The organism is Blautia schinkii, assembly GCF_013304825.1.
Taxonomy (GTDB): Bacteria; Bacillota; Clostridia; order Lachnospirales; family Lachnospiraceae; genus Blautia_A; species Blautia_A schinkii_B.
In genome coordinates this window covers 227,232-253,553 of record NZ_JAAWUO010000003.1, presented here as the reverse complement: position 1 = coordinate 253,553, position 26,322 = coordinate 227,232, and the positions used below count along the sequence as shown (strand labels likewise).

General features: G+C 42.7%; 22 protein-coding genes. 15 read left to right on the top strand and 7 right to left on the bottom strand.

Annotated features, from left to right (window positions below; all coding sequences use genetic code 11):
• Positions 1 to 17: 17 nt before the first annotated feature.
• From HFM85_RS03965 to HFM85_RS03950, 4 genes are all read right to left on the bottom strand, one after another.
• Complete coding sequence (locus HFM85_RS03965) at positions 18 to 878, bottom strand: TylF/MycF/NovP-related O-methyltransferase (RefSeq protein WP_118341988.1); 861 nt, start codon at positions 876 to 878, stop codon at positions 18 to 20.
• Positions 875 to 1,900 carry an XdhC family protein gene (locus HFM85_RS03960; RefSeq protein WP_015542414.1) on the bottom strand — a complete coding sequence of 342 codons (1,026 nt, stop codon included), beginning with the start codon at positions 1,898 to 1,900 and terminating at the stop codon, positions 875 to 877. Before HFM85_RS03960 ends, HFM85_RS03965 begins: the two co-directional genes overlap by 4 nt.
• A gap of 65 nt (positions 1,901 to 1,965) precedes the next feature.
• On the bottom strand, positions 1,966 to 3,039 hold the full coding sequence (locus HFM85_RS03955) for a histidine phosphatase family protein (protein ID WP_019160618.1): 1,074 nt from the start codon (positions 3,037 to 3,039) through the stop codon (positions 1,966 to 1,968).
• The gene (locus HFM85_RS03950; RefSeq protein ID WP_173736956.1) at positions 3,032 to 3,961 is read right to left on the bottom strand and encodes an NTP transferase domain-containing protein; all 930 of its coding nucleotides are present in this window, start codon (positions 3,959 to 3,961) and stop codon (positions 3,032 to 3,034) included. The genes HFM85_RS03955 and HFM85_RS03950 overlap by 8 nt, the downstream gene beginning before the upstream one ends.
• A 210-nt stretch (positions 3,962 to 4,171) precedes the next feature.
• On the opposite strand from HFM85_RS03950, the gene HFM85_RS03945 reads away from it, so the two are divergent.
• The 8 genes from HFM85_RS03945 to HFM85_RS03910 all read left to right on the top strand — a co-directional run bounded on the left by HFM85_RS03945 (position 4,172) and on the right by HFM85_RS03910 (position 13,319).
• Positions 4,172 to 4,432 (top strand): hypothetical protein, encoded by a 261-nt coding sequence (locus HFM85_RS03945; protein ID WP_117676729.1) that lies wholly within the window; start codon positions 4,172 to 4,174, stop codon positions 4,430 to 4,432.
• Positions 4,433 to 4,467: 35 nt separating this feature from the next.
• A complete protein-coding gene (locus HFM85_RS03940) occupies positions 4,468 to 7,230 on the top strand; it encodes a molybdopterin-dependent aldehyde oxidoreductase (RefSeq protein WP_173736957.1) in 2,763 nt (920 codons plus the stop codon).
• A gap of 83 nt (positions 7,231 to 7,313) precedes the next feature.
• On the top strand, positions 7,314 to 9,608 hold the full coding sequence (locus HFM85_RS03935; RefSeq protein WP_173736958.1) for a pyridine nucleotide-disulfide oxidoreductase/dicluster-binding protein: 2,295 nt from the start codon (positions 7,314 to 7,316) through the stop codon (positions 9,606 to 9,608).
• Complete coding sequence (locus HFM85_RS03930) at positions 9,608 to 9,829, top strand: DVU_1557 family redox protein (protein WP_019160623.1); 222 nt, start codon at positions 9,608 to 9,610, stop codon at positions 9,827 to 9,829. Before HFM85_RS03935 ends, HFM85_RS03930 begins: the two co-directional genes overlap by 1 nt.
• Positions 9,830 to 10,363: a class I SAM-dependent methyltransferase gene (locus HFM85_RS03925; protein ID WP_173736959.1), complete on the top strand. Its 534-nt coding sequence runs from the start codon at positions 9,830 to 9,832 to the stop codon at positions 10,361 to 10,363. It begins immediately after the preceding gene.
• 3 nt (positions 10,364 to 10,366) lie between these two features.
• On the top strand, positions 10,367 to 10,801 hold the full coding sequence (locus HFM85_RS03920) for a DVU_1555 family C-GCAxxG-C-C protein (RefSeq protein WP_005427480.1): 435 nt from the start codon (positions 10,367 to 10,369) through the stop codon (positions 10,799 to 10,801).
• Positions 10,798 to 12,123, top strand: a complete 1,326-nt coding sequence (trsS, locus tag HFM85_RS03915) for a radical SAM (seleno)protein TrsS (protein ID WP_173736960.1) — start codon at positions 10,798 to 10,800, stop codon at positions 12,121 to 12,123. Before HFM85_RS03920 ends, trsS begins: the two co-directional genes overlap by 4 nt.
• Positions 12,120 to 13,319: a DVU_1553 family AMP-dependent CoA ligase gene (locus HFM85_RS03910; RefSeq protein WP_330594708.1), complete on the top strand. Its 1,200-nt coding sequence runs from the start codon at positions 12,120 to 12,122 to the stop codon at positions 13,317 to 13,319. The genes trsS and HFM85_RS03910 overlap by 4 nt, the downstream gene beginning before the upstream one ends.
• A gap of 33 nt (positions 13,320 to 13,352) precedes the next feature.
• On the opposite strand, the gene HFM85_RS03905 is transcribed toward HFM85_RS03910, so the two are convergent.
• Positions 13,353 to 14,084 (bottom strand): DUF5714 domain-containing protein, encoded by a 732-nt coding sequence (locus tag HFM85_RS03905; RefSeq protein ID WP_015542421.1) that lies wholly within the window; start codon positions 14,082 to 14,084, stop codon positions 13,353 to 13,355.
• A gap of 333 nt (positions 14,085 to 14,417) precedes the next feature.
• Here HFM85_RS03905 and HFM85_RS03900 point away from each other — a divergent pair, with 333 nt between their 5' ends.
• The 3 genes from HFM85_RS03900 to ltrA all read left to right on the top strand — a co-directional run bounded on the left by HFM85_RS03900 (position 14,418) and on the right by ltrA (position 18,189).
• A complete protein-coding gene (locus tag HFM85_RS03900; RefSeq protein ID WP_243251702.1) occupies positions 14,418 to 14,573 on the top strand; it encodes a cation-transporting P-type ATPase in 156 nt (51 codons plus the stop codon).
• Positions 14,574 to 14,672: 99 nt separating this feature from the next.
• Positions 14,673 to 16,100 carry an IS110 family RNA-guided transposase gene (locus HFM85_RS03895; protein WP_173736961.1) on the top strand — a complete coding sequence of 476 codons (1,428 nt, stop codon included), beginning with the start codon at positions 14,673 to 14,675 and terminating at the stop codon, positions 16,098 to 16,100.
• Positions 16,101 to 16,893: 793 nt separating this feature from the next.
• A complete protein-coding gene (ltrA, locus tag HFM85_RS03890; RefSeq protein WP_173736962.1) occupies positions 16,894 to 18,189 on the top strand; it encodes a group II intron reverse transcriptase/maturase in 1,296 nt (431 codons plus the stop codon).
• A gap of 275 nt (positions 18,190 to 18,464) precedes the next feature.
• On the opposite strand, the gene HFM85_RS03885 is transcribed toward ltrA, so the two are convergent.
• Together HFM85_RS03885 and HFM85_RS03880 are read right to left on the bottom strand one after the other, a co-directional pair.
• Complete coding sequence (locus tag HFM85_RS03885; protein ID WP_173736963.1) at positions 18,465 to 19,379, bottom strand: IS3 family transposase; 915 nt, start codon at positions 19,377 to 19,379, stop codon at positions 18,465 to 18,467.
• Positions 19,376 to 19,660 carry a helix-turn-helix domain-containing protein gene (locus tag HFM85_RS03880; protein ID WP_173736964.1) on the bottom strand — a complete coding sequence of 95 codons (285 nt, stop codon included), beginning with the start codon at positions 19,658 to 19,660 and terminating at the stop codon, positions 19,376 to 19,378. The genes HFM85_RS03885 and HFM85_RS03880 overlap by 4 nt, the downstream gene beginning before the upstream one ends.
• 240 nt (positions 19,661 to 19,900) lie before the next feature.
• On the opposite strand from HFM85_RS03880, the gene HFM85_RS16770 reads away from it, so the two are divergent.
• The 4 genes from HFM85_RS16770 to mutL all read left to right on the top strand — a co-directional run bounded on the left by HFM85_RS16770 (position 19,901) and on the right by mutL (position 26,319).
• Positions 19,901 to 20,098: a helix-turn-helix domain-containing protein gene (locus HFM85_RS16770; RefSeq protein ID WP_173736965.1), complete on the top strand. Its 198-nt coding sequence runs from the start codon at positions 19,901 to 19,903 to the stop codon at positions 20,096 to 20,098.
• A gap of 70 nt (positions 20,099 to 20,168) precedes the next feature.
• Positions 20,169 to 21,446: a tyrosine-type recombinase/integrase gene (locus HFM85_RS03870; protein ID WP_118034480.1), complete on the top strand. Its 1,278-nt coding sequence runs from the start codon at positions 20,169 to 20,171 to the stop codon at positions 21,444 to 21,446.
• A gap of 168 nt (positions 21,447 to 21,614) precedes the next feature.
• Positions 21,615 to 24,233 (top strand): DNA mismatch repair protein MutS, encoded by a 2,619-nt coding sequence (gene mutS, locus HFM85_RS03865; protein ID WP_173737138.1) that lies wholly within the window; start codon positions 21,615 to 21,617, stop codon positions 24,231 to 24,233.
• Between the two features lie 4 nt (positions 24,234 to 24,237).
• Complete coding sequence (mutL, locus tag HFM85_RS03860) at positions 24,238 to 26,319, top strand: DNA mismatch repair endonuclease MutL (RefSeq protein WP_173736966.1); 2,082 nt, start codon at positions 24,238 to 24,240, stop codon at positions 26,317 to 26,319.
• The last annotated feature ends 3 nt before the right edge of the window (positions 26,320 to 26,322 follow it).

Genomic DNA, 26,322 nt, shown 5'->3' with positions numbered 1-26,322 from the left:
GGTTCCGGCGTTTCTTTTTATAATTTTCGGATTATTGCGCTTCCATGCAGATCGCATACAGGATCTGCAAACAGATGGTTTTTCAGACAGAATTCCCCAACCGCTTTTCGGCATCCGGAAAACTGTGTACTGTACACATCGTGAACCAAGAGAACTCCTCCGGTGGCCAGGCGTTCATAGAACAGAGGAAGTGCAGCAGCAGTTGGAGCATAGAGATCCGCGTCCAGAGATACAAAACAAAAAGTTTCATCTCTAACATCGGAAAAGGTATCTGGAAACCATCCTTTGTGGATCACAGTACGTGTAGGATCTGGCATAACATGAAGAACAGAGTCAATATCAGTAGAAGAAAAATCACCTGTTTTGGCGCGGGACAGATTACCGGAGGCTTCTATTGTGATATCCTTTTCTGAAAAGCCCTCAAAAGTATCAAAAAGATGGATTTTTCGGTCTGGAAAGGCTGCACTGATCAGGGAAGAAAATTCACCTCGGAAAACACCCAGTTCTGCAACATTTCCCGGAATATCCAATTGATAGATCTGCTCAGATAAAAGACGCATAACAGCAACCCGTGCGTCAAACATGCGAAGGACGGAGGGATCACGAAAAGGTCCGTGATAACCCAGGTTTTCCATCTGTTTTATCATAGAATTACGCCGTTCTTCATCCAGAACTCCCAGGATGACCAGATCCGGGAGAAGTGCTACTGCAGCATCCGGAGAACAGACTGGAATATTCCCAATATAGGATCCGTGTTTATGGGGGTCATTATCAGCAAAGCACAGGAGCTGACAGGGACTGTTGAGAAGTCTTGCTGTCATTTGTCCAATTTGTCCGGCACCAAATATTACAGCTTTATATACTGATTTTGCCATCATTTTGATGTAGCCTTTCTGTCAGCACGAACCTGGATCATCTGTCCTGTGATGGAAATGGCGATTTCAGCCGGTGTTTCTGCTTTGATCTCCAGTCCTATAGGTGAGATGATACGGTTTAAATCTTGTTCATTAATGTTGTATTCTTCAATCAGACGGCGAAATACAGCAGCTTTTTTTGCGCGGCTTCCAATGACGCCTATATAGCATGCAGGTGTAGCGAGAAGCTGTGCCTGTACAATGGTATCATAGGAATGTCCGCGTGTCATGACGCAGCAATAATCAGCAGCTGTGATAGAAACATACTGCTTTAGATGGTTGAAATCACAAAGTATTGTTTCAACTGCTCCCGGGAAAAGAGCAGGATCTGTAAATTCCGGCCGGTCATCCAGGACAACACAGCGAAAATCAACGCTTGCAAGGATTGGGACAAGCTTTTGTGAGACATGTCCGCCGCCGAATACATAGACAGTTCCTGAGGTTCCCATCTGTTCAGAAAACAGATCATAATCTTCACTATGATATCGGTGTGGCTTTGCAGATAAAGAAGATAATACAGAAGAAGGAACATTGGCAGTTCCGATGAGACCGCATGCAGGACTGTAGAGGCTCACACCGGAGGTGGTGAGAAGATCGCAGATCAGCCAGAAATCTTTTCGCTCTTCATAGAATTTTTCCGCAGTTTCCGTGATTTCCATAATAATCGGATCGTTATGATCAAGATACTGGAAAAAGGCCGTAACATCACCACCACAGATCATACCAATATTTTCAACATCTTTATGATTCAGCCGGAATTCATGCTGGCAGGATTCCTTTTTTTCAAGAATATCCAATGCCATACATTCAGCACGATATTCTACAGCTCCACCTCCGATGGTTCCGGAAATTCTGCCGCTTTTTCCGACCAGCATGCGGGAACCGGCACCTCTTGGTGTAGACCCTGAGGATGCTGTAACGGAAACAAGTACAAGATCGTTTTCCTCTAGGAATTGTTGTTTTATTGTCTGAAATAATGTTCTCATATAATAAAATACCTCCTAACTAAATTAAGTGATTTTTCTGCTCCAGTTGTGTATGCCTTCCTGGACTAAAGCGTGATATGGCAGAGCGACTGTATCATGTCCTGCAGTTTGCGGGCTTGTTCTAACTGCTGCTCATGAGCTTTGCAAGCTTCTGGACTTTTGCATTTACTCATGCTGTCGGCAAATCTTTTTTCTATGGTTACACGTTGTGTTTCCTGAATCAGTTTATCAGCCAGAAATACAATAGCTGCTTCATCCAGCTTGGTTTCCAGCAGACCATGGTGCTGTGAAATAATCTGGCTGATCTCAGGATAACCTAACTGTAAGAAAAGTTCACCGCCTGTTTTGGTGTGATGCCTCTGAAGTCTGGCAATATCATGCAGAAGTGCACCGGAGCGAACAAGCTTCTGATCAAAGATATAACCATTGGATTCCAACATATTGCATAAACAACAGGCAAGTTCAGTAACAGCATCACTGTGAGCCTGTACATGACGGGGCAGAGAAACCGCATTGCGAAGCCTGAAGCATAGCCCGTCATTTAATTCAGGATGAGGCAGTATATAACTGGGATCAGAGAAAGAAATATTATTTCTTTCATTCACTTCCAGATGATAGTAAGAGCCACAGGGAAGACGAAACCGCTGCCTGCTGTACATACCGGAATGTAATGCATATATATAAGAAGAGATTACATCTGTATGAGCTACCACTGCAATATCACCTTCAGAAGCGCAAAGAATCTTATGAACTGCCTGCGAAAAGCGAAAACCAGATGCAGTAGGAGTTTCTGCTCCCGGGATCGGATGATCAGGGTTATTTTCACGGGCTTTATAAATGTCCGGCCATCTCTGGCGTATTTTATCAAAAGAAAGGCCATCCCATTCTCCCAGATTTCGTTCTGACAGATCAGAAACAATTATATGTGGAAGCTCAGGTGCCATATGGCCTGCTGTCTCAACAGCTCTTAACAAAGGACTGCAGTATATCCTTGATATTTTATCGGACAATTCTTCATTAAGAAGGACTGCCTGCAGGTGTCCAAGCATGGATAGAGAGAAATCTGTCTGTCCCACACAGTAAGAATGTTCATCCGGATACTGTGGTTTTCCATGCCGGACCAGATAAAGGCTACGCATTTAAAAATCCTCCGAAACATTCTTCAAATATTTTTTTTGAACAGGAACGTGTTTCTTCTGAAAAACGGGCATATCGTTTTAGAAATTCTTCGCCGTATGGTGTCAGTTCACTATGGCTTCCCCTTGTACCGCCCTGGCTTCTGATGATCAGAGGTTCATGAAACTGTGATTCCAGGGTATGGATCAGGTTCCAGCTGGTAGAATAGGAAATGTGCATGCGCTCACAGGCATCACGGACAGATCCTGTTTCATGGATCAGTGTAAGCAGCGAATAGAGCTTTTCATCAAAAAAAACTTTTTCCCGGGCTAGCTGAATATGGATTTCAGAACGGATCAGGCTCTGGTTGTGTATGCGGAGGAGTTCATCGTAATCCTCTGGTGTATCAGCATCATGAATAATACCGGGATCCTCTACATTAAGATAATACATGGGTTCCCCGCAATTATCCACAGCACCTTTAAGTCCTGATTTTCCGTCATCACTTAGAATGGAATCAATCAGTGTGGAACGAATCAGAATGGGATGACCGGGATTGCCATTACAGACCGGAGTTACAAGGGGACGCCCCAGAGAGAGCATTTGCGTGACTGTCTGGGCTGTGAACAGCGGAACATCAACAGGTGTAAAGAGTACCGTATCCACTTTTTCTTTCAGATACTCAAGTCCGATCCTGACAGAATCAAACATATGAGTGTTTGCATAGTTCTCATTTCGAAGAAAGACTACATTATTGGAAGCCAGGTGGCATTCCAGAACATCTGCATGATATCCGGTTACCACTACTACTTTGGAAATTCCGGCCTGCCGGAAATTATTGATCACGCGCTGTGCGATGGAAATGGAGCCAAGCTGAAGCATGGGTTTAAAGTCTCCCATTCGTGATGATTTCCCCGCAGCCACGATGAGGGCGCCTGTCTGCATTCAGATACCTCCTTCTTTCAATGATATTATACAAATTTGATATTATTATAACATATAAAAGAATAAAAATAGTTAAAATTTTAAATAAAACAAAATAAAATTGTCTGGAATATATAAAGTAGCCAACTATTAATTATTTGTAATTTGTATAATTGTGCAAAATCATGGTAGTATGGATATATAAAATAACGTGGACAGGAGAACTTTTTTATGGATAAGATTTTTGAGATTACCGCAAAAGAAGTTACTGTACAGGTAAAAGATGAGCGTACAGGGGTTGTATACAGCCGGACGCTTCCCATCGATTATTATGAGAATGCAAATGTTTTAAAGCTCAGCGGTGAGAATCTGGACGGAAGCAGTTCTTCCATTGTTTTCTATTCCGCCAGAGGAATAGAGAGACTGAAAGATCTGACAGGCAGAGGAGCTGACCATGATCCGTGCGGAACGCATAAGCCTGAAGATCAGTAAGATGGAAACGAATTTTTTAAAAGGAGGAATGGGACATGATTAAAAAGACATTGAAGATTAATGGTGTTGAGAGAATACTTATTCTTGATAAGGATGAGACACTGGCGCAGGTACTCCGTAATCACCTTCTTCTTACAGGATGTAAGATCGGCTGCGGTGAAGGTCACTGTGGAGCCTGTAATGTTATTATGAACGGAAAAGTTACAAGATCCTGTATCTATAAGATGAGCCGTGTTCCCGATCATGCAGAGATCACAACCATTGAAGGTGTGGGAACAATTTCTGATATGCACCCGATCCAAGTTGCGTGGATGGCATATGGATGTGCACAGTGCGGTTTCTGTTCACCGGGATTTATTATTTCCGCAAAAGTACTTCTGGATAATAATCCAAGTCCTACCCGTGAGGAGGTAAGAGACTGGTTTAATAAACAGCGTAATCTCTGCCGTTGTACAGGTTATAAGACGCTGATTGATGCTACTATGGCAGCAGCAGCAGTTATGCGCGGTGAGATGACAAAGGAAGACCTTGTGTTCAAACAGACAGGGGATTCTATTGTTGGAACAAATTATATCCGTCCGTCAGCAGCACAGAAAGTAACAGGTACCTGGGACTTTGGTGCAGATGATGCGTTAAAGATGCCATCAGGAACACTTCGTCTTGCTCTTACACAGGCAAAGGTTTCTCATGCAAATATCCTCAGCATTGACACAACAGAAGCAGAGAGCATGCCTGGTGTTGTCCGTGTTATCACAGCAAAAGATATTAAGGCAGCAGGCGGAACCAATAAGATCAATGGTCTTGTAATGCTTCCAAAACACAACAAAACAGACGGATTCGAACGTCCTGTACTCTGCGATGAAAAAATCTTCCAGTTTGGTGATGCGATTGCCATTGTAGCTGCTGATACAGAAGAGCATGCACGGGCAGCAGCAGAAGCAGTTAAAGTTGAGATTGAAGAGCTTCCTGCATACATGAATGCAATGGATGCCATCGCACCGGATGCAGCGGAGATTCATCCCGGTACTCCGAACGCATTCTTTGAGACAAACTGTATCAAGGGTCCTGATTTTGACTGGGACAGCATTCCGGATTCACAGCAGGTTGAGATAGAATCTTACTGTTCACGTCAGCCTCATCTTCATCTTGAGCCGGACTGCGGTTATGGTTATATTGACGAAGACGGTATGATAACTGTTCATTCCAAATCCATTGGTATCCATCTGCATATGCCTATGATCGCTGATGGTATCGGTGTGCCAATGGAGAACTTACGAATTGTTCAGAACCATGCAGGAGGAACCTTTGGTTATAAGTTCTCTCCTACAAATGAGGCTTTGATCGGTGCTGCTGTTAAGATTCTTGAACGTCCAGTATCTCTGGTATTTAATCAGTTCCAGAATATTACATATACAGGAAAGAGATCTCCTGCATTTATGAATATCAAGCTTGCAGCAGATGAAAACGGTAAGCTTCTTGCACTCTGGGGCAATAACTATGTGGATCATGGTCCATACTCAGAATTCGGTGACCTGCTTACAATGAGACTTTCCCAGTTTACAGGTGCAGGTTATGGAATCAATTCTATCCGCAATAAATCTACAACAGTATTTACAAACCACGCATGGGGTTCCGCATTCCGTGCTTACGGTTCTCCGCAGTCTTACATGGGATCTGAGATCGCGATAGATGTTCTGGCAGCAAAGATGGGAATCGACCCGTTCGATATCCGTGAAATGAACTGTTACAAAGAATCCGAAGGTAGTACGATCCCTACAGGTTATCCGCCTGAAGTATACTGTGAAGAAGATCTGTTCAAGACAGCTCGCCCCCTGTATGAGGCTGCTAAGAAACGTGTGGCTGAAAAGAATGCAGCTTCTGATGGCAAGATCAAATATGGCATCGGTGTATCTCTCGGTGTATATGGCTGTGGCCTTGACGGTGTTGATACATCAAACGCATTTGCAGAGCTGAATCCGGATGGAACAGTTACAATGTATGCTGCATGGGAAGATCACGGACAGGGCGCTGATATGGGTGTTCTTGTATCATCTCATGAAACACTTCGTCAGGCAGGAATCAGACCGGAACAGATCAAACTTGTTATGAATGACACCAAGACATGTCCTAATGCAGGTCCTGCAGGTGGATCACGTTCACAGGTTATGTCAGGTAATGCATGTCGTCTGGCAGCAGAAAACCTTGTGGCAGCTATGAAGAAAGAAGACGGAACCTTCCGTACTTATGATGAGATGGTGGCTGAAGGTCTTGCAACAAAATATGAAGGTAACTGGGTGACAACCTTCTGTGCAGATCATCCGATCGATCAGGATACAGCACAGGGTGATCCGTTTGCAACCTACATGTACACGATCTTCCTTCCGGAAGTTGCTGTTAATACAGAAACAGGTAAAGTTAAAGTTGAAAAATTCACCTGTGTGGCTGACGTAGGTACGATCATGAACAGACTTCTTGTAGAAGGCAACTTCTACGGTGGTCTTGTACAGGGTATCGGTCTTGCTCTTACAGAAGATTTCGAGGATCTGAACCATGATACTTCTCTGAAGAACTGTGGTATTCCGTATCCAAATGATGCGCCGGATGATATTGAACTTCATTTCAATGAAACATATCGCCCAAGCGGTCCTTACGGTGCTGCCGGCTGTGGTGAGGCTCCGCTGGATGCTCCTCATCCTGCGATCCTGAATGCAATCTACAATGCTACAGGCGCACGTATCACACGTGTTCCTGCCCGTCCGGAAAAGGTTCTTGCAGCATTAAAGGAACTTGAGAAATAATTCTCAGTATAATTTTATCATATGATATAATAAGGGGAGACGGGAGACTGTCTCCCCTTTGGAAATGAAAGGAGTATCGGGTTATGACATATATACAGGAGAGAGGTTCCACTCATGTTTATCACGTAAATCGAATGTCAAAGGAAGAGATGGATCATATGATCAGCCTCTGTGTTCATGAACAGCCGGCGTACTGTGTTGCAGCCTGTCCTTTCAAAGCAGATACAAAAGAAATGCTGTTTTATGCTGCAAAAGGAAATTTTAAGAAAGCTCTGGGGATCTATGAGAAGATCACACCATTTCCCATGATCCTCTGTAGCGGCTGTACTGCACCCTGTGAGGAGAAATGCAGGCTTTGTGAGCTGGGTGATGGCATATCCATACGTGAAGTAGAGCGTGCCATTGTCCGATATGGGGAACCTGGAAAACGGAGCAGTGTATTTCGTATCAGAAAGAAAAAAAAGGCTGTGATTTTTGGCTCAGGATTATTCCCGCTGTTTCTTGCAGGGGAGCTGGAAAAGAAGATGTATCCTGCAACCATTTACTGTCAGGAGAAAGATTATGAAGCCTATATTGTAGCAGCAGCACCGGAGCTTTCGGAATCAGATTGTAGAAATGAAGCAAAACGTCTCAGTTCCATGGATCTTTCCTTTGAATTCGGATGCAGTCTTGACCTTCCGTTTATCAGAGAGAAAATGAAGGAGGCAGATGTGGTCTGTGCTTCAGAGGAGGTGGCCAAAAAGCTGGCTCCTGAAGAAACAGCAGACGCAGAGATCATGCTGAGAGAACAGGCGGGAATTGTCAGCGGTCTGGCCCAGTCTGTGATGGATGCGGCTTTTGCTGCAAAGAGAGCTGCCCTGACTGTAGATCTCCTTGTACAGAATCTTTCGCCCCACAGCAACAGAGGCAGTGAAGGAGCAGTTACTACCAGGCTCTATACAAATATGGAAGGGATGAAAGGTTCCAAAAAGATTCCCTGCAGCATAGATGGATATTCAAAAGAAGAAGCTATGGAGGAAGCAAAGCGATGCATTCAGTGCCACTGTGATGAGTGTATGAAAAGCTGTGTCTATTTAAGTGAATATAAAAAGCACCCTGGTCTTCTTGCACGTGAGATTTATAATAATACCCAGATCATTATGGGAGATCACCAGATGAATAAACCGATGAATTCCTGTTCGCTCTGCGGACAGTGCACTGTAACCTGTCCAAATGGGTTTGATATGAGCCAGGTCTGCAAATCTGCAAGAGAAAATATGGTATCTACAGACAAGATGCCTCTGGCACCTCATGAATTTGCACTGATGGATATGCTGTTCTCCAATTCGGAGGCTTTCTTATGCAGACCTCAGCCGGGATATGAAACTTGCAGATATGTATTTTTTCCGGGATGTCAGGCAGGAGCCATAGCGCCGGATGTTGTCACAGAGGCATATGAGGATCTTTGCAGGAGGACAGAGGGCGGTGTTGCTCTGATGCTGGGATGCTGTGGTGCTATCAGTGAATGGGCAGGACGCTATGAAATGACAGAAAAGGTAAATGAACAGCTGAAGCAGGAGCTTGCAAAGCTGGGAGATCCCATGATCATAGCAGGCTGTCCAAGCTGTATGAAACAGTTAAAAGAGAGTCTTGGTGTCAGAGTCACAGGAATCTGGGAGATCTTAAAGGAAATCGGACTTCCCGCACAGGCAAAAGGGCTGGAGATACCTGTTGCAATACATGATGCCTGCGGAGCCAGGGGTGATGCGCAGACACAGGACATAATAAGAGAGCTTCTTGCAGATATGGGGTGCACTGTTGTAAACACAGAATATTCCAGAGATCTGTCTCCCTGTTGCGGATACGGCGGACTGACTTCCTACGCTAATAAAGAGATGGCAGATAAAATGACAGAAAAGTGTCTGGAACGATCCGATGCCCCATATATAACGTACTGCATGGCATGCAGGGACCGATTTGTCAGGGAAGGCAGGGAATCCAGACATATCCTTGAACTTCTGTATGGCACAAATGCCGTCAATATGCCGGATATCAGTGAAAAACGCTACAACCGGCTTGTGCTAAAAGAGAAGCTTTTAAAAAATATATGGAATGAGGAACTGATGATGGAGAAAAAAGATTATACCGTTGCATATACAGAAGATGCTATCAGTATGATGGATGAACGTATGATACTGAAAAGTGATGTGGAGCGTGTATTATCAGATTACAGAGAAAACCAGGAAGCGATTTTTGATGAAGAGACAAAAGAACTGGTGACAAGGAGCAGACTTGGAAATGTGACATTCTGGGTGCGATTTGTGGAAACTGAAGAAGGGTATCTGGTACGCAGAGCATACAGTCACAGAATGAATATTATGAAAAGGGTGGGACAGTAATGGCAGCAGAGAGAACATATTATACCATTGATCCTGAGGGAAAGCTGACCTGCATGAAATGCAAGGTTCCTCTTGTAAAAGGAAAAGCAAAATTTATGTATCTGGAAAATGGGTTTCCTGTGGAAATGCCTGTCTGTCCAAAGTGTGGATTTGTGTATGTTCCGGAAGAACTCGCACTTGGAAAAGTTCTTGCGGTGGAGCGTGCACTGGAGGATAAATAGATGAACAGGCATCCGGGAGGGGAAGCGCAGACGCTTTATCTTCTGGAGAACATAAAATGGAAAAAAGAAATGAAAGCACTGGATCTTGGAGCTGGAGAAGGAGACACGATACGAATCCTGAAATCACTTGGGATGGATGCACATGGTGTGGATCTTTTCCCACGGGGCAGTGATGTGGAAACAGGAGATTTTCTGCATTTGCAGTATCCATCAGACAGTATAGATCTTTGCATCAGCCAGTGTGCATTTTTTGTCAGCAGAGATCAGAAAAATGCACTATCTGAATGTTGGCGTGTTCTGAAAAAGGGAGGTTTTCTATTATTGTCAGATCTGGATACTGGAAATCTTTCAGAAATGGCAGAACAGACAGGATTTACCATTCTCCGGCAGGAGGATCAGACGTTACTTTGGCGTGAATATTATCTGGAAGCAATCTGGAATGATTCGTTCTGTTGCGAAGAGTATAAGATTCTGCAGAAAGAATATAAAGGAAAGAAGCTGCGCTATACCATGGTGGTTGGCAGAAAGGAGTAACATATGGATCTTTATGAAAGAATCATAGAACTTAGCAGTATGGGGTATCATTGTTCTCAGATGATTATGATTTTGACACTGGAAACGATAGGGGAAGAGAATCCACAGCTTGTAAAGGCTTTGGGCGGTCTTGGCGGCGGCATCGGTTACTGTGGAGATACATGTGGCTGTCTGACAGGAGGAGCCTGTGCGATAGGTTTGTTCCTTGGCAATCTGGCTCCGCAGGAGAAAGAAGATATACAGATGAAACCGGCTGTGCAGGAATTATATCAGTGGTTCCATAAGAAGACCGAAGAAGAGTTTGGTGCTTTTTATTGTAAGGACATCACTTCCAATCTGGATTGGGGAATTGTCATGGAGCAATGTCCTGCGTTGATTGCAGATACTTATACAAAAGTGATAGAAATACTGACAGAACGGGGAATATTGGAACTATGATTACGCTGGGTAAAACAAAAAGTGTATGTCCGATATGTATGAAAGTACTTACGGCTAAAAAATGTATTGGTGAAGATGGCATTTATCTGGTGAAAGAATGTGATATCCACGGAAAGTTTCAGACACTGATCTGGGAAGGAACGGCAGCAGAGTATCTTTCCTGGGGGAGAGAAAACCTGTCTGCGGAGACTCCTGTAAATCCAAAAATCAAAGAGAAATCTTGCCCGGATAATTGTGGACTTTGTGAGGAGCACGAACGAAAAGGATGTTGTATGATACTGGAAGTGACAAAGCGCTGCAATATGCACTGCCCGGTCTGCTTTGCTTCGGCAGGGGAATGTCTGGAAAACGGTGATCTTTCAATTGACGAAATAGAAAAGCAATATGATTTTCTGATGGATCATGGGGGACCATTCAATATACAGCTCTCAGGAGGAGAACCAACCATGCGGGAGGATCTTCCGGAGATCATACATATGGGAAGAGAAAAGGGGTTCACATTTTTTCAATTGAATACCAATGGAATCCGTCTTGCGCAGGAAGCAGGATACGCCAGAAAACTAAAAAAAGCAGGACTGAATACGGTATTTCTTCAATTTGACGGTGTCACAGATGACGTGTATCAGACATTGCGCGGACGTTCTATGATGGAACTGAAAGAAAAGGCTGTGTTAAACTGTTCGGAAGCGGAACTGGGAATTGCCCTGGTACCTGTCATTGCTCCAGGAGTAAATGACATGCAGGTTGGAGATATCCTGAAGTTTGCGATGGATCATATGCCATTTGTAAGAGGAGTACATTTCCAGCCGATCAGCTATTTTGGCAGATGTTCTCAGCAACGTCCACAAGCTCCGATTACCATACCAAAGATGTTGAAGCTGATCGAGGAACAGACAGACGGGCTTATGAAAAGTGATGATTTTGCTGGTGGTGGAGCAGAGAATCCATACTGTTCTTTTCATGCAAGTTATCTGAAAAAAGGTGAGAGGGAACTGAAACTTCTGAAAAAGAAATCAGGCAGAGGATGTTGTTGTACTACCAGCGATGATTCCAGGCAGTATGTGGAAAATCAGTGGAGCTATAGCACAAAAAAATTTGATGATGGAGAAATGACACAGACAGATGCGCTGGATGAATTCCTGATCCGGGTTCATAATGAAACCTTTGCGGTATCAGGGATGATTTTTCAGGATGCATGGAATCTGGATCTTGAACGTCTGAAAAGATGTTATATCTGCGAGGTGGATTCTGATTATGGAATGGTGCCGTTTTGTGCATATAATCTGACGAATTCGAAAGGAATATATTTATACAGAAAGTGAAACGATCAAATATAGATGCAATGATCTGTAAGCAGGAAGGCATTACAGAGATTACAAGAGATGAAATACACAGAATGCAGCTGGAGAAATTAAATATTGTACTGAAGAAAGAAAAAGAACGAGAGGGTTTTTATCGAGATTTGCCGGAAAGACTGGAGAGCCTGACAGATCTGAGAAGCCTTCCTTTTACAACAGAAACAGATCTGGCACGAGATGGAGGCAGGATGCTGCTTTGCTCCCAGGGGGAAGTACAGAAAGTGATATCAGAACAGACAAGCGGAACTACCGGTGCCGGTAAACGTGTATTCTATACAGAGGGAGACTGTGAACACACCATAGAACTTTTTATGGCAGGTCTGGGTGAATTTATTTATCCGGGAAGTATAACGATGGTGGCTATGCCATTTTCAGGTCCTTTTGGATTGGGAGAACTGATCGCGGAGGCAATCAGACGTCTGGGAGCAAAACCTCTTTCAACCGGGACAGGAAGAACTTATGGCGAACTAAACAGGATTCTGGAAGAGGAGCAGCCGGATACGTATGTGGGAATGCCGACGGCATTGCTTTCCATGCTTAGAATGTGCGGAAAAGGCAGTATAAAAAGAGCACTGGTATCCGGAGATGCCTGTCCGCAAACTGTCATGAAAGCAATCGAAGAAATTCTGGAAACACGACTGTGGCCGCACTATGGTTCCAGAGAGATGGGGCTTGGAGGTGCCATTTGCTGCACGGCGCATGATGGCATGCATATGCGGGAAAACCATTGTATTACAGAGATTATAGATGAGAACGGAAATGTGCTGCCGGACGGTGAGTGGGGAGAACTGGTAATCACAACCATTGGAATGGAAGCACAGCCGTTGATTCGATATCGAACCGGTGACTGGACAAGGATCATTCCAGGAAGATGCCTCTGTGGAAGTGAAACAAAACGCCTGGACTTTGTAAAGCGGATGGATCCATTGGGAAGTATCAGAGAGATGGATGAATTGCTGTTTGAGATTCCGGAACTGATAGATTATTGTGTGAAAATTGTAGATGGAAAAAAGGAAATTACAGCGCTTTTTACATCGGACAATGGAGAAGAACGAATCAGGAGTGTTTTGGAAGAGAAGGATATTCGTTCATGGAACTGCCGAAAAGTAAAGTGGGAAGATCTGGCACTGTATCCTGGCAAACGAGTTACAAGGCATTGATTTCGTGGTATCATGGAATCACTGCCTTGTCTGTTATTCAGAATAGTATGGACAATCTTCCTGGATGCATTCGCGATTATCTTTGCAGTATTTACACGTTATAGAAGACAACGGAATGTTTACAGAACAAAACTGACTGTAAAAATGAACAGCTTCTTCAATGGCAATTCTGCTGGTTCGTTTGCAGCAGCGAGGTCCACCAACATCTGCCAGTCTAGATAAAATAATGGAAACAAGTTTTTGAGGAAACGGCCATGCATCTTTGTGAAGTGGACTGGATCCAGTCATAACGGACATGAAAATACCGGCTCCGGCAGCAGCTCCGCAGACACCCCAGTAACCACAGGTACCGCCCGGAACCTGCTTTGCTCTTTTACAGATTTCAGATAATGCAGCATCGTAATCCATATGTTCTCCATTATTGCGAAACGCTGTCAGAAGAACGCATGGGACAATTGCATGATGCTCCGGTCCATGCATATGTACAGATGGAAGATCCATAATTTTTTCCAGAAGAAGCAAAGCATCTTTTTCTGTACTGTCCCGGAGTGTCGTGATTACCGGAGCATATGTGCCATAGCTATGACAGGCATCACAGATAAAGTGACCATTTTCACAGACCGCATTGGTTAATTGTTCTTTATGGCAGATGCTGCACGTCTGAATAGAGCTTTCAGCACGATACGTAATAGGAGCACCACAAATCAGACATCCGGAAAAATATTCTGCTTCACCACAACAACAGGAATTATTCGTATGATCCATTTGATTCACCTCCGAAGAATTTATTTTAATAGTGTTAACGATGTAATAAGTATAACATAGAATGAAAAAGTAATGATATAGCATCTTGACAATCATGTTACTTTGGGTATATGATTTGATCCAATAAAGGGGAGTAACCTGCGCTTAACAATTTGCGTTTGTGATGTCGTCAGTACGGTGGAAGCATCCGGTATCATAAGGAAATGGTGAGACTTTTATTGCATTTTTATTATGCAATGAAGGTCTCCTTTTTTTATATTTTTTTATCAAAGAGGTCTTTCATTGAATAAGAAATCCAGGTAGTAAATACTTAGAAACAAGGAGGCGAAAGTGATGAAGGAAATTTATCAGCAGACGGTAGAAGAGGTTCTTGAAAGGGTGAATGGGAAGAAATCTGGGCTTACGAGTGAACAGGTGAAAAGATCCAGAGAAAAATGTGGGTGGAATGAACTTACAGAAGGAAAGAAGAAAGCTTCCTGTATACTTTAAATAGGCCAAGAGATTGACATAAAAAATACCTCAAGTAAATTTGGATTATTACTGACTTGGCCGGTTGGTAAAATCCAGAGAATACAAGAGGTATCTAACATGAATCTTAAAGGCACAAAGAAGAAAAATCAAGTATCAAATGTAAATATTTTCGAGCAGCAGGAGCTTCTGAAGAAAATCGAGGTGGTCAGAGAAAATTTAACAGCTTCAACCTGGCGTGAGTTAGAAACCAAAGGAAAGTTCGATAAGAACGCAAAACTCAGTTTTATCTGTGATGACATGCTTATTTTAGGATGCGATGTAGGCAGTGAAACACACTATCTGAGGGCAATTGACACCAGAGGCAAAGAACTCAGTAAGTCCGCTTTTTCATTCAGCAATAATGCGGATGGATTTAGCAAAGCAAAGGAATGGGCAGTAAAGATAGCAGCCGAATACGATAAAAAACAGATTGTTCTTGGTCTTGAACCAACCGGCCATTACTGGTTCTGCCTTGCAACCTGGATGATCTCAAATGGACTCAGTGTAGTTCAGGTAAATCCGTATGCAGTAAAACAGACAAAGGAGCTTGAGGATAACAGCCAGCTGAAAGATGATACAAAAGATCCTAAGCTGATTGCAAATCTTGTAAAAGATGGAAACTTTGGAATGCCTTATCTTCCAGAGCAGCTTTATGCAGATCTGCGACGGTTATCCATGTTTCGTGACCAGCTGAATGAGGACAGGATCCGGTCGATCAACCGACTGCACCGGGAACTGAAAATATATTTTCCAGAGTACAAAGAAGCACTTGGAAAAACAGAAGGCACATTCAGCCTTGAACTGTTGAAACAGGCACCATTTCCGGATGATCTGGCAGCTTTGAAAGAAGACGGAATCAGACAGATCTGGCATAATGCGAAACTTAGAGGACGCGGGTATAGCAGAGCTGGAGAAATCTTAGAGTACGCCAAGGCGAGTGTTGGCCTCCGTGAAGGAAAAGAAACAGGGAAACTGGTTGTACAGTGGTTTGTTCAAAAAATCCTGGAACTGGATGCGGAGCTTGCATTGATAGAAGCGCAGATCAATCAGAAATGTCTGGAAATTCCCCATACGGATAAAGTTTTGGAGATATGTGGAATTGGGGAGAATACCCTATCCGGTATGATGGCAGAAATGGGAGATATTTCCAGAGTTGACGATGTAAAGGAGATCCAGAAATTAAGTGGACTTGGGCTTGTGGCAAGCAGTTCCGGCAAGCATAAGGGTGAAACCAAGATCAGTCACAGAGGACGTAAGCGCCTCAGATATTGGCTGTTTCAGGCGGCAAAATCAGCTGTAGCACATGCGGAAGAATTCAAGGAATTACATGTCTATTATACGACCAGGGAGAAGAATCCACTGAAAAAGATGCAGTCATTAATAGCAATCGCCTGCAAACTTCTCAGGATTATCTTTACGATTTTGAAGAAGGGAATCAAGTATGATCCCCGAAAGATGTTGAAAGATATCCAGCGGAAATCCAGGCGGGAAAGCCTGGTTGCATAAGGAGTATAAAGCGAAGCAGTATTCCAGAATCCTGCTGAGGTTCAGAAACTTCTGAAATTGAGTAGGGTTCTGGAAAGGAACCCGTTGACCCAGATCCATGGAACGTGGATCATAACGAAACGACTGGTTGAGAGATGCAGGGTAAGTGTCCGCGGGAAACCGCACCTTGCAGAATCATAAGGTCAGTAAGAATCAAACGACAAACAAGAGCTGTAGCTTGTGGTAGTTCACTCCATAGGGCACGACCCTGTTAGAAAGCTTGGCAAGCACTCGGTGTATGAACAGGTGGGACGAAGGGTACGCCCAGAAGGGCATACAGATTAATGAGTGGAAATCTCATCCAGTAAGGTGTAGCCGCACCACTGGTAGCGAGTTTTGGGGATACAGAGGTAACGATGTATCCTAAGTGTAAACAGTTAGGAAATAGGGCTGAAAGTGATTGAGCTCCGAAATCTACGTAACCCGTAGGTCGACGTTTTCTTTCGGACGGAAGACAATACGTATGTTTCTGTTTAGGTTAGGAAGCATATGCTACGGCGGAGTCTGAGAGCCAGCCATGTTTTACAATGTCTGTATGTTACCTGGGGAGAACCTATACTTTCCTGTGTTAACAGGTATGACGTACGAATGAGAAAAGGAAATCAAATGGAGTATAGGTAGTCGGATGGCCGAATAGTACTAATGAAAGTGGGTAATGCCACTGGAGGGAAGTCGAGAACGGATAACATATATCCAGCCACACGACATCATATCAAAAGGGAAACATTATCTACACTCAGAGGTAGGACAAATAATGACAACAAAACTTGAGAGAATCTCAGAATTATCAAAACAACATCCAGAAATGAAATTTAATTCTATTGGGCATTTGATTAACATTGAGATGCTTAAAGAATGCCACTACAAAATGGATGGCAGAAAAGCGGTCGGGATTGATGGCATTTCAAAAGAAGAATACAACTCAAATCTTGATAACAATCTAAAACAGTTAGTGGAGAAGCTTAAGAATAAAAGCTATCGACCTAAACCAGCACGTAAAGTGGAAATACCAAAAGAGAATGGTAAGACCAGACCTCTTAGTATCTATTCATATGAAGATAAACTGGTTCAGGAAGCACTTAGGAAAGTTTTGGAATCGGTCTTTGAGCCCCATTTCTACAACAATATGTGCGGCTTCAGACCAAACCGCAACTGCCATGGAGCTATAAAAATGCTAAATGACATGATTGAAGGGCATAAGATGAATTATATACTGGATGCCGATATAAAAGGCTTCTTCGATAATTTGAATCATGACTGGATAATGAAATTTATTTCATCACGAATTACAGATAGCAGTGTGCTCCGACTGGTAGAAAAGATGCTCAAAGCAGGTATTCTTAAGAATGGAGAATTTTATGTTGACGAATTCGGTGCCGGACAGGGAAGCGTATGTTCACCAATAATTGCAAACATATATATGCATTATGTCCTTATATGGTGGTTTAATGAGAAAATAAGACCATTGCTAAAAGGGTATGCAGACATAGTTGTCTATGCGGATGATTTTGTGTGCTGTTTTCAATATAAGAATGACGCAGAACTCTTTTATGAACATCTTAAGAGAAGGATGAATCACTTCGGACTGTCCCTAGAGGAATCAAAGACTCGATTAATTTATTTTGGTCGATTCGCTGCTGATAACCTTAAAAGACAGGGGAACAAACCAGAAACATTTGACTTCCTAGGCTTCACTCATTATTGTTCCAAAAGCCGAAACGGTAATTTCAGAGTAAAACATAAAACTTCCAATAAGAAATATCGGAAGAAATGTAAACAGATGAATATCACTATACGCGACATGAGATTTGAAAAGAAGAAATATATTCTTGCAAAAGTAAATCAGATTTTAATTGGGTATTACCATTATTATGGAATAAGTGATAACTATCAAATGATGGATAACTTCCGTAAGAGAGTTATTCAGATTCTTTATTTTTGGATGAATAGGCGTAGTCAGAGGAAAAGTTATACATGGGATGGATTCAATCAGTTTTTGAAGGAGCATCCTATAGTAAGACCACGTATTTATGTGAGCCTATATGGATAATCTGAGGCATAAGTGTCGTGAAGAGCCGTATGCCTGAATTGGGCACGTACGGATCTGTGGGGGATATACCTAGTAATAGGTGTTTCTACCCGACAAGTTGGGACAAGATCCCATTAGACACGGAAGGTTCACCCTCATAGCTAACAGAGGATTATAGCCTTTAAAGCCCCTTTACCAGGACGCTTTATAAAACTATACCCTTTTATGGTTGTTCAGTACAGGATGGTCCTATGTCAAGATTTAGTACAAGTTAAAATGAGAAAATTCTCCCCATTTTAACCTGCCAGAAGCTCAGCCTCAGTGTGTATTCTTTCATACACTCGTTCGAATTCGTTTGGCGACATATAGTTGCAATGGCTATGAATTCGTTTCGTATTGTAGAAAGCTTCCAGATATTCAAAAATCAACTGGTATGCCTGCTTATAATCGCGAATTTTAAAACGATTGAGCCATTCACGTTTGATAATAGAATGAAAGGATTCAATGCATGCATTATCCCACGGAAAAGCTTTCTTTGAGTAGCTACGCTGCATATTTTCGGTTGCTTTTTTATATTCCTTTGCAACATATTGGCTGCCACGATCCGAATGGATAATTAATGGTTGATTGATATTCCGGCGAGCTTTGGCTTTGTTTATAGTATCAATCACGCAGGATACTTCCAGTGTTTCTGAAAGCGTCCAGGCTATGATTTTTCTAGAAAATAAATCCATAACACTGGTCAGATAGACAAATCCATCTATTGTCCAGATGTAGGTGATATCCGAACACCAGACTGCATTCGGACGATTAGGATTAAATTGCTCATCAAGGATATTTTGTAATTCAGTGCTGAAATCGGAATCTTTTGTGGTGATTGTCCATGGTTTGCTCCACTGAGCACGGATCCCCATTTGGCGCATATATGTACCAACGGTTCTTTCCGAAATGACTTCACCAGTTTTTCGAATTTCTACAGTGATTTTCGGAGCACCGTAGTTCTGCTTGGAATCATCATAAATATCCTGTATTTTTGCTTTTACAGCTTCACGACGTTTTTCTGTATCAGAAGGTACATGGTGGAGCCATGCAAGATATCCTGAGCGAGAGACACCTAAAAACTTCAACATTCCGGAGACGGAAACCCGGCGTCCAGCCTTTTTGGCAGCTTCCGTCTTCTCAGACACTTCGAGATAAATGGCTTCCGTCATTTTTCCAGAATGTTGATTGCTTTTTTTAACACGTCAAGTGCATCTTGAGCATCACGTAATTCACGCCTGAGACGGGCAATTTCCTTCTGCTCATCAGATGCATAATTACCAGAACCACGAACAGGAATATCACCTGATTCCCGGAAGTCTTTCAGCCACTTTGTTAATGTACTGTAGCCGATGCCAAGATTTTCTGCACATCCACGTACTCCGAGATTTTTGTGATCCTGATAGTACTGGACTGCATCAAGTTTAAATTGTTTGTCATGTTGCTTTGCCATATGAGATCCTCCTTCAGCATGTTTCTATTGTACCATGCTTATGTGTATTTGGAATTTCTCATTTTGGCTTGTACTATTTATATTCTAGCAACAGGATACGATGACTGTCGTACACTTTTAGCTCTGTTTTGAGAGGTAATATTTAAAGAAAAAGCCCACAAAATCAATACTTTAGGGCTTGACAATATAGGAAGGAGGAACGGTCAATATCATCTGCCTGCAGATATTGACCGGTTATATATGTTGCGAAAAAAAACACAGTCGGAAGCAAACAACGATAAAATTCTTATATCCGTTAAAGAAGCCTGTGAGCTTACAGGACTTTCTGAGAAAACAATGAGATCATTGATGAATGAAAACTGTTTCATGGTACGGATTGGGCGCAGAACACTGATTGATAAGAAAAAATTTCAAAAATGGATAGATCGGCAGTCTTGAAAGCTTTTTTTTGTTGTGCTAAAATATATATCCAGTGCCATGCATTATCATCAGAAAGGATGGTGGTGTTATGGGAAAAAACTTAAAGGGTAAAGAATTAGGAAAAGGATTATATCAAAGAAAAGATGGACGATATGAGGCCAGAATTTTCGTTCGCGGTACAGGAAAAACGTTTTCAATTTATGGTACAAATTTACAACATCTAAAAAAAGAAAGAAATGCCTACCTTGCTAATGTTTCCCCCGGAATTGCAGGATATGATCCTAGAATTTCTGTTTCAAAGTGGTATGAAAAATGGATGCTTATTTATGTGGTGCATTCTGTTAAAGCAACCACTTTAAGTAACTATGTAAATGGTTTTGAGCGAGTAAGAGAATATATTGGTTACATGAGGTTAATAGAGGTCCGTCCAACACATATTCTTGACATGATAAAGGGACTCGAAGAAGAAGGATATGCACGTACAACGGTAATACAATCATTAAGTGTAGTCCGTCAGCTTTTCAAAAAGGCATATGGTGGAAAAATGATACCCATAGATCCCGTAGCCGATATTAAACTGCCTAAAGAAGAACCGGGTGAAATACCTGATGAGAAGATAATGCAGGAACAAGAAGATGAAAAATGTCTTAGTATATATGACACTCATCGTTTCCTTGAGAGCTGCAAGAATACCCGGTATTATGAACTCTTTTTTATTCTTCTTCATACAGGATTACGTATAGGGGAAGCACTTGCCCTAGAATGGTGTGATCTTGACTTTAAGCATGAAAAGCTTCGTGTATATAAAACCTTAAACAGAGTTACAAAATATTATGATTCGAAAGGAAATGAACTTCCTGAAAGGTATTCTACTATTCAGATTACAACACCAAAGAAAAGTGCCAGCAATAGAAAGGTTCCATTAACGGATGCAGTGATTGCTGCTTTTATGAGCTGGAAGGAAAAACAGGATCGTGATAAAGAAAAACTGGGGAAAAACTGGGGAAAACCAAATATACTTTTAAAAAAATATCCCGGTCTGATTTTTACAACATCTTCAGGAAGAAGTTATCTTCCATCATCAGCTCAAACAGAATGCAGGCGGATTGTTGGGATTGTTAATAAGCATGAAATTGCTCTGGCAGAAAAAGAGAACAGAGATCCGAATTTAATGGATGTTCATCCTCATATTTTCCGTCATACTTTTGTAACAAGATGCATTCAATCGGGAATGGATGCCGCTACAGTAAAGAAAATAGCTGGACACTCTGATGAAAAAATGACTAATTATTATACACACATTGAAGAAGAACATATAGATGACGAATACGAACTGTATATACAAAAATACGGAACAGAAACCTGATTTTGCAAATGGAGATAAAATTTTAAAGAGAGGTTTAAATACTTGAGTATAGACAAAAACACTAACGAGGGAAAAAACTATCGTAATAATGTGGTCAAATCAACATCTGGGACTTCTAAAAGCCGCATAAATACTGGGTTTCCGGAGGATATTAGTGTATTATCACCGATGATGAAAGAATACGTAAAAACCAAGGAAGAATACAGCGACTGTATCCTTTTTTACCGCTTGGGCGATTTTTATGAGATGTTTTTTGAGGATGCGCTGACTGCATCGAAGGAACTGGAGATCACGCTTACTGGAAAAGACTGCGGACTGGAAGAGAGAGCGCCCATGTGTGGCGTTCCTTTTCATGCTGCGGAGACTTATATCAACCGGCTGATCGAGAAAGGCTACAAAGTTGCAATCTGTGAACAGGTGGAGGATCCCAAAAAAGCAAAAGGTCTGGTGAAACGTGAAGTTATCCGTATTGTCACACCGGGAACTACATTGGATGCCATGTCTCTGGACGAATCTAAAAACAATTATCTGATGTCTATCGTTTCTATTGGAGATCATTTCGGTTGCGCTATTGCGGATATTACAACTGGTGACTGTTTTCTCACAGAACTGGATAAACCTCAGAAACTCCTGGATGAGATCAATAAATTTACTCCTGCAGAGATCATCTGCAATGATGCCTTTCTTTTAAGCGGTGTTGATGTGGAAAATCTGAAAGGACGTCTTGGGATCTGCGTATTTGCACTGGAGCCATGGTATTTTGACGATCAGCTCTGTCAGAAGACATTAAAAGAACATTTTCATGTAGGAAACCTGGAAGGTCTTGGAATTGCAGATTATGACAGCGGGATCATTGCATCAGGAGCGTTGTTTCTATATCTGAAGGAAACACAGAAAACAGCCCTTTCCCATATGGCCAGTATCCGTCCATATTCAGCGGAGAAATATATGCTCATTGACAGCTCCAGCCGCCGGAATCTGGAACTTGTGGAAACTATGCGGGAGAAACAGAAACGTGGTTCTCTCCTCTGGGTACTGGACAAGACTAAAACCGCTATGGGAGCAAGAACTCTTCGTTCTTATGTGGAACAGCCTCTGATCGATGCAGATGAAATCGAAAAGAGACTAAGTGCACTGGAAGAACTGAATGAAAAGCCAATGGAACGAGATGAGATTCGTGAATATTTAAATCCCATCTATGACCTGGAACGTCTCATCAGCCGTATTAGTTATAAATCCGCCAATCCAAGAGATCTGGTTTCTTTTGCCTCATCTCTGGAAATGCTTCCATATATCAAACAGATTCTCTCAGAATTCCAGTCTCCGCTGCTTCAGACGATCAACGAAGATATGGATCCGTTGACCGATATCACAGAACTGATCCGGACTTCCATTACCGATGATCCGCCTCTGGCACAGAAAGACGGGGGAATCATTCGTGAGGGCTACAACGAAGATGTCGACAGATTCCGCCGGTCCCGCACAGATGGAAAAAAATGGCTTTCTGAACTGGAAGCAAGAGAAAGGGAACGTACCGGTATTAAGAGCCTGAAGATCAAATATAACCGTGTATTTGGCTATTCACTGGAAGTTACCAATACATTCAAAGATCTTGTACCAGAGGATTATATCCGTAAACAGACCCTTACCAATGCAGAACGCTATATCACTCAGGAACTGAAGGAACTGGAAGATCTGATTCTTGGGGCAGAAGACAAGCTTTATGCACTGGAATTTGAACTTTTTTCCAATATCCGCGATAAAGTAGGGGCAGAGGTTGTCCGTATCCAGCGGACAGCGAAAGCAGTTGCAGCACTGGACGTTTTTGCATCCCTGGCACTTGTGGCACAGCGGAACAATTTTGTCCGCCCAAAGATCAATGAAACAGGACTTATTGATATCCGGAACGGACGCCACCCTGTTGTGGAACAGATGATCGAGAACGATATGTTCATTCCTAATGATACATATCTTGACAACCATAAGAAACGGATTTCTATTATCACAGGCCCGAATATGGCAGGTAAATCCACTTACATGCGCCAGACAGCTCTTATTGTACTGATGGCACAGATTGGAAGCTTTGTTCCTGCTGACAGTGCCAATATCGGAGTCGTTGACCGTATCTTTACACGTGTAGGTGCTTCTGATGATCTTGCCAGCGGCCAGAGTACTTTTATGGTGGAAATGACAGAAGTTGCCAATATTCTTCGAAATGCCACGTCGAAAAGTCTTCTGATCCTGGATGAAATCGGACGCGGAACTAGTACTTTTGACGGGCTTTCCATTGCATGGGCAGTGATTGAATACATCAGCAACACCAAGCTCTGCGGAGCAAAGACTTTATTTGCAACCCATTATCATGAGCTTACAGAGCTGGAAGGAAAGCTTTCCGGCGTAAATAATTACTGTATTGCAGTTAAGGAAAAGGGTGATGACATCGTATTCCTTCGTAAAATCGTAAAAGGCGGTGCAGACAAAAGTTACGGTATCCAGGTAGCCAAACTTGCCGGTGTGCCGGATTCCGTTATCCAGCGGGCAAAGGAACTGGTAGAAGAGCTCAGTGATGCGGACATTACTGCAGCTGTAAAAGATCTGACTGCTCCTAAAAAAAAGCAGAAGATTTCTTATGATCAGGTAGATATGGCACAGATGTCCCTGTTCGATACAGTGCAGGATAATGATATCATTGAGGAGATCAAATGCCTGGAAATCGGTAATCTGACACCAATGGAAGCTCTGAACATTCTCTATAACCTGCAGAACAAAATAAAGAACCGGTGGTGATCATTTGAGAAAAATTGCAGTTTTAGACCAGAATACCATTGATAAGATCGCAGCAGGAGAGGTTGTGGAACGACCTTCCTCCGTTGTAAAAGAGCTTGTGGAAAATGCTATTGATGCAGGGGCAACAGCTATCACTGTTGAAATCACAGACGGTGGAAAAAAACTGATCCGCATCACAGACAATGGTTCCGGAATGGAGGCAGAGCAGGTTCCTCTTGCATTTCTCCGTCATGCCACAAGCAAAATTGAAAAAGTAGAGGATCTTGTCCATATCGCCTCTCTTGGTTTCCGAGGCGAGGCTCTTTCCAGTATTGCAGCTGTAGCCCAGGTGGAACTGATAACCAAAACTTCATCTGCTATCAGCGGCACCCGCTATGTGATCGAAGGCGGCCAGGAACAGTCTTTAGAAGAAATGGGTGCTCCGGAGGGAACTACCTTCCTGATCCGGAATCTATTTTATAACACACCGGCAAGAAGTAAATTTCTGAAATCAGATACAACAGAAGCTGGTTATATCAACACACTGATGGAACAGCTGGCACTTTCCCATCCGGAGATTTCATTTAAATATATCCAGAATCGCCAGGTCAAGCTTTCAAGTTCCGGAAACTACAGTGTTAAAGACGTAATCTACAGTGTTTACGGACGTGATATTGCCAGGGCTCTTCTTGAAGTTTCCTACGAAAATGACTTCATGAAGATTGAAGGCTTTGTGGGAAAACCGGAAATATCTAGAGGAAACCGTACTTTCGAGAATTATTATATTAATGGAAGATATGTAAAAAACAAGATTATTACCAAGGCTATTGAAGATGGATATAAAGGTTTTGTAATGCAGCATAAATTTCCGTTTGTTTCTCTCCGGATCGAGATGGATGGAAATGATCTTGATGTGAATGTACACCCAGCTAAAAGGGAAGTACGTTTTGCCAGAGAAACAGAAGTTTACACAGCGATCTATGAAACAGTCCGGAAGGCAGTTACTCACAGAGAACTAATCCCGCAGGTATCTGTTGGAAAAGAAACACCAGTATCCCGCGCTGAGCAGGTAAAACCTGGCAACGTACCGGAACCCTTTGAAGTAAAAAGGCGGCAGGAAATGTATGGAAGCAGACCGGCTGCAGTTTCGTCCTACAACAGCACACCGGCTGTTGCAGCTGCCAGTACAGCATTTTCGCAAAAAGCAGCAGAAGATTCTGTGCGGGAAAGCTCCTTTTATAATTCCAAACCTTTTACAAAAGAAGAAGAGGAAATGTTTTCCGGGACTTTAAAAGAAAAAAACATCTGCGAAAACACAGCGACACAGAATACGCCAAATACATCGGATAACACTAGTGTTTTCAATACGAAGACTTCCATATTCAAAGCATCCAATGAATCCGGCGGAGTCTCATTCCAGGAATCGTGTAATGCTTCTGTTCCTGTATCTCCCCCGGCAGACCCCGTCCCCACTGAACAGCCCAAACAACTGGAACTTTTTGAGGAACGGCTTCTTGCACCGGAATCCAGAAGCCGCCACAAGCTGATCGGACAGCTGTTTGACACTTACTGGCTGGTACAGTTTGAGGAAAATTTTTACATTATCGATCAGCATGCGGCACATGAAAAAGTATATTATGAGCGGTTTGTGAAGTTATTTAAATCCCAGGAAATCCGGTCTCAGTATTTAAGCCCGCCGCTGATCGTTTCTCTCAGCCTGGAGGAAGAAAGTCTTCTAACAGCAAACGAAAACTATTTCCGGGATTTCGGCTTCGAGATCGAGCCATTCGGCGGTCGGGAATACAGTATCAGCGCAGTGCCTTCCCTGCTTCTTGGAATGACCGAGGAAGAAGTATTTCTGGAAATGCTGGATCATCTCGGCGCAGACGGCACAAAAGATGCTTTTGAGCTGTTTACTGCAAGACTTGCCACTATGGCCTGCAAAGCAGCAGTAAAAGGAAATCATGCCATGTCACCTCAGGAGGCGGATAAACTGATCGATGAGCTCCTGACCCTGGAAAATCCTTATAACTGCCCTCATGGAAGACCAACCATCATTTCCATGACAAAGACAGAAATCGAAAAGAAATTTAAACGTATCGTATAATAC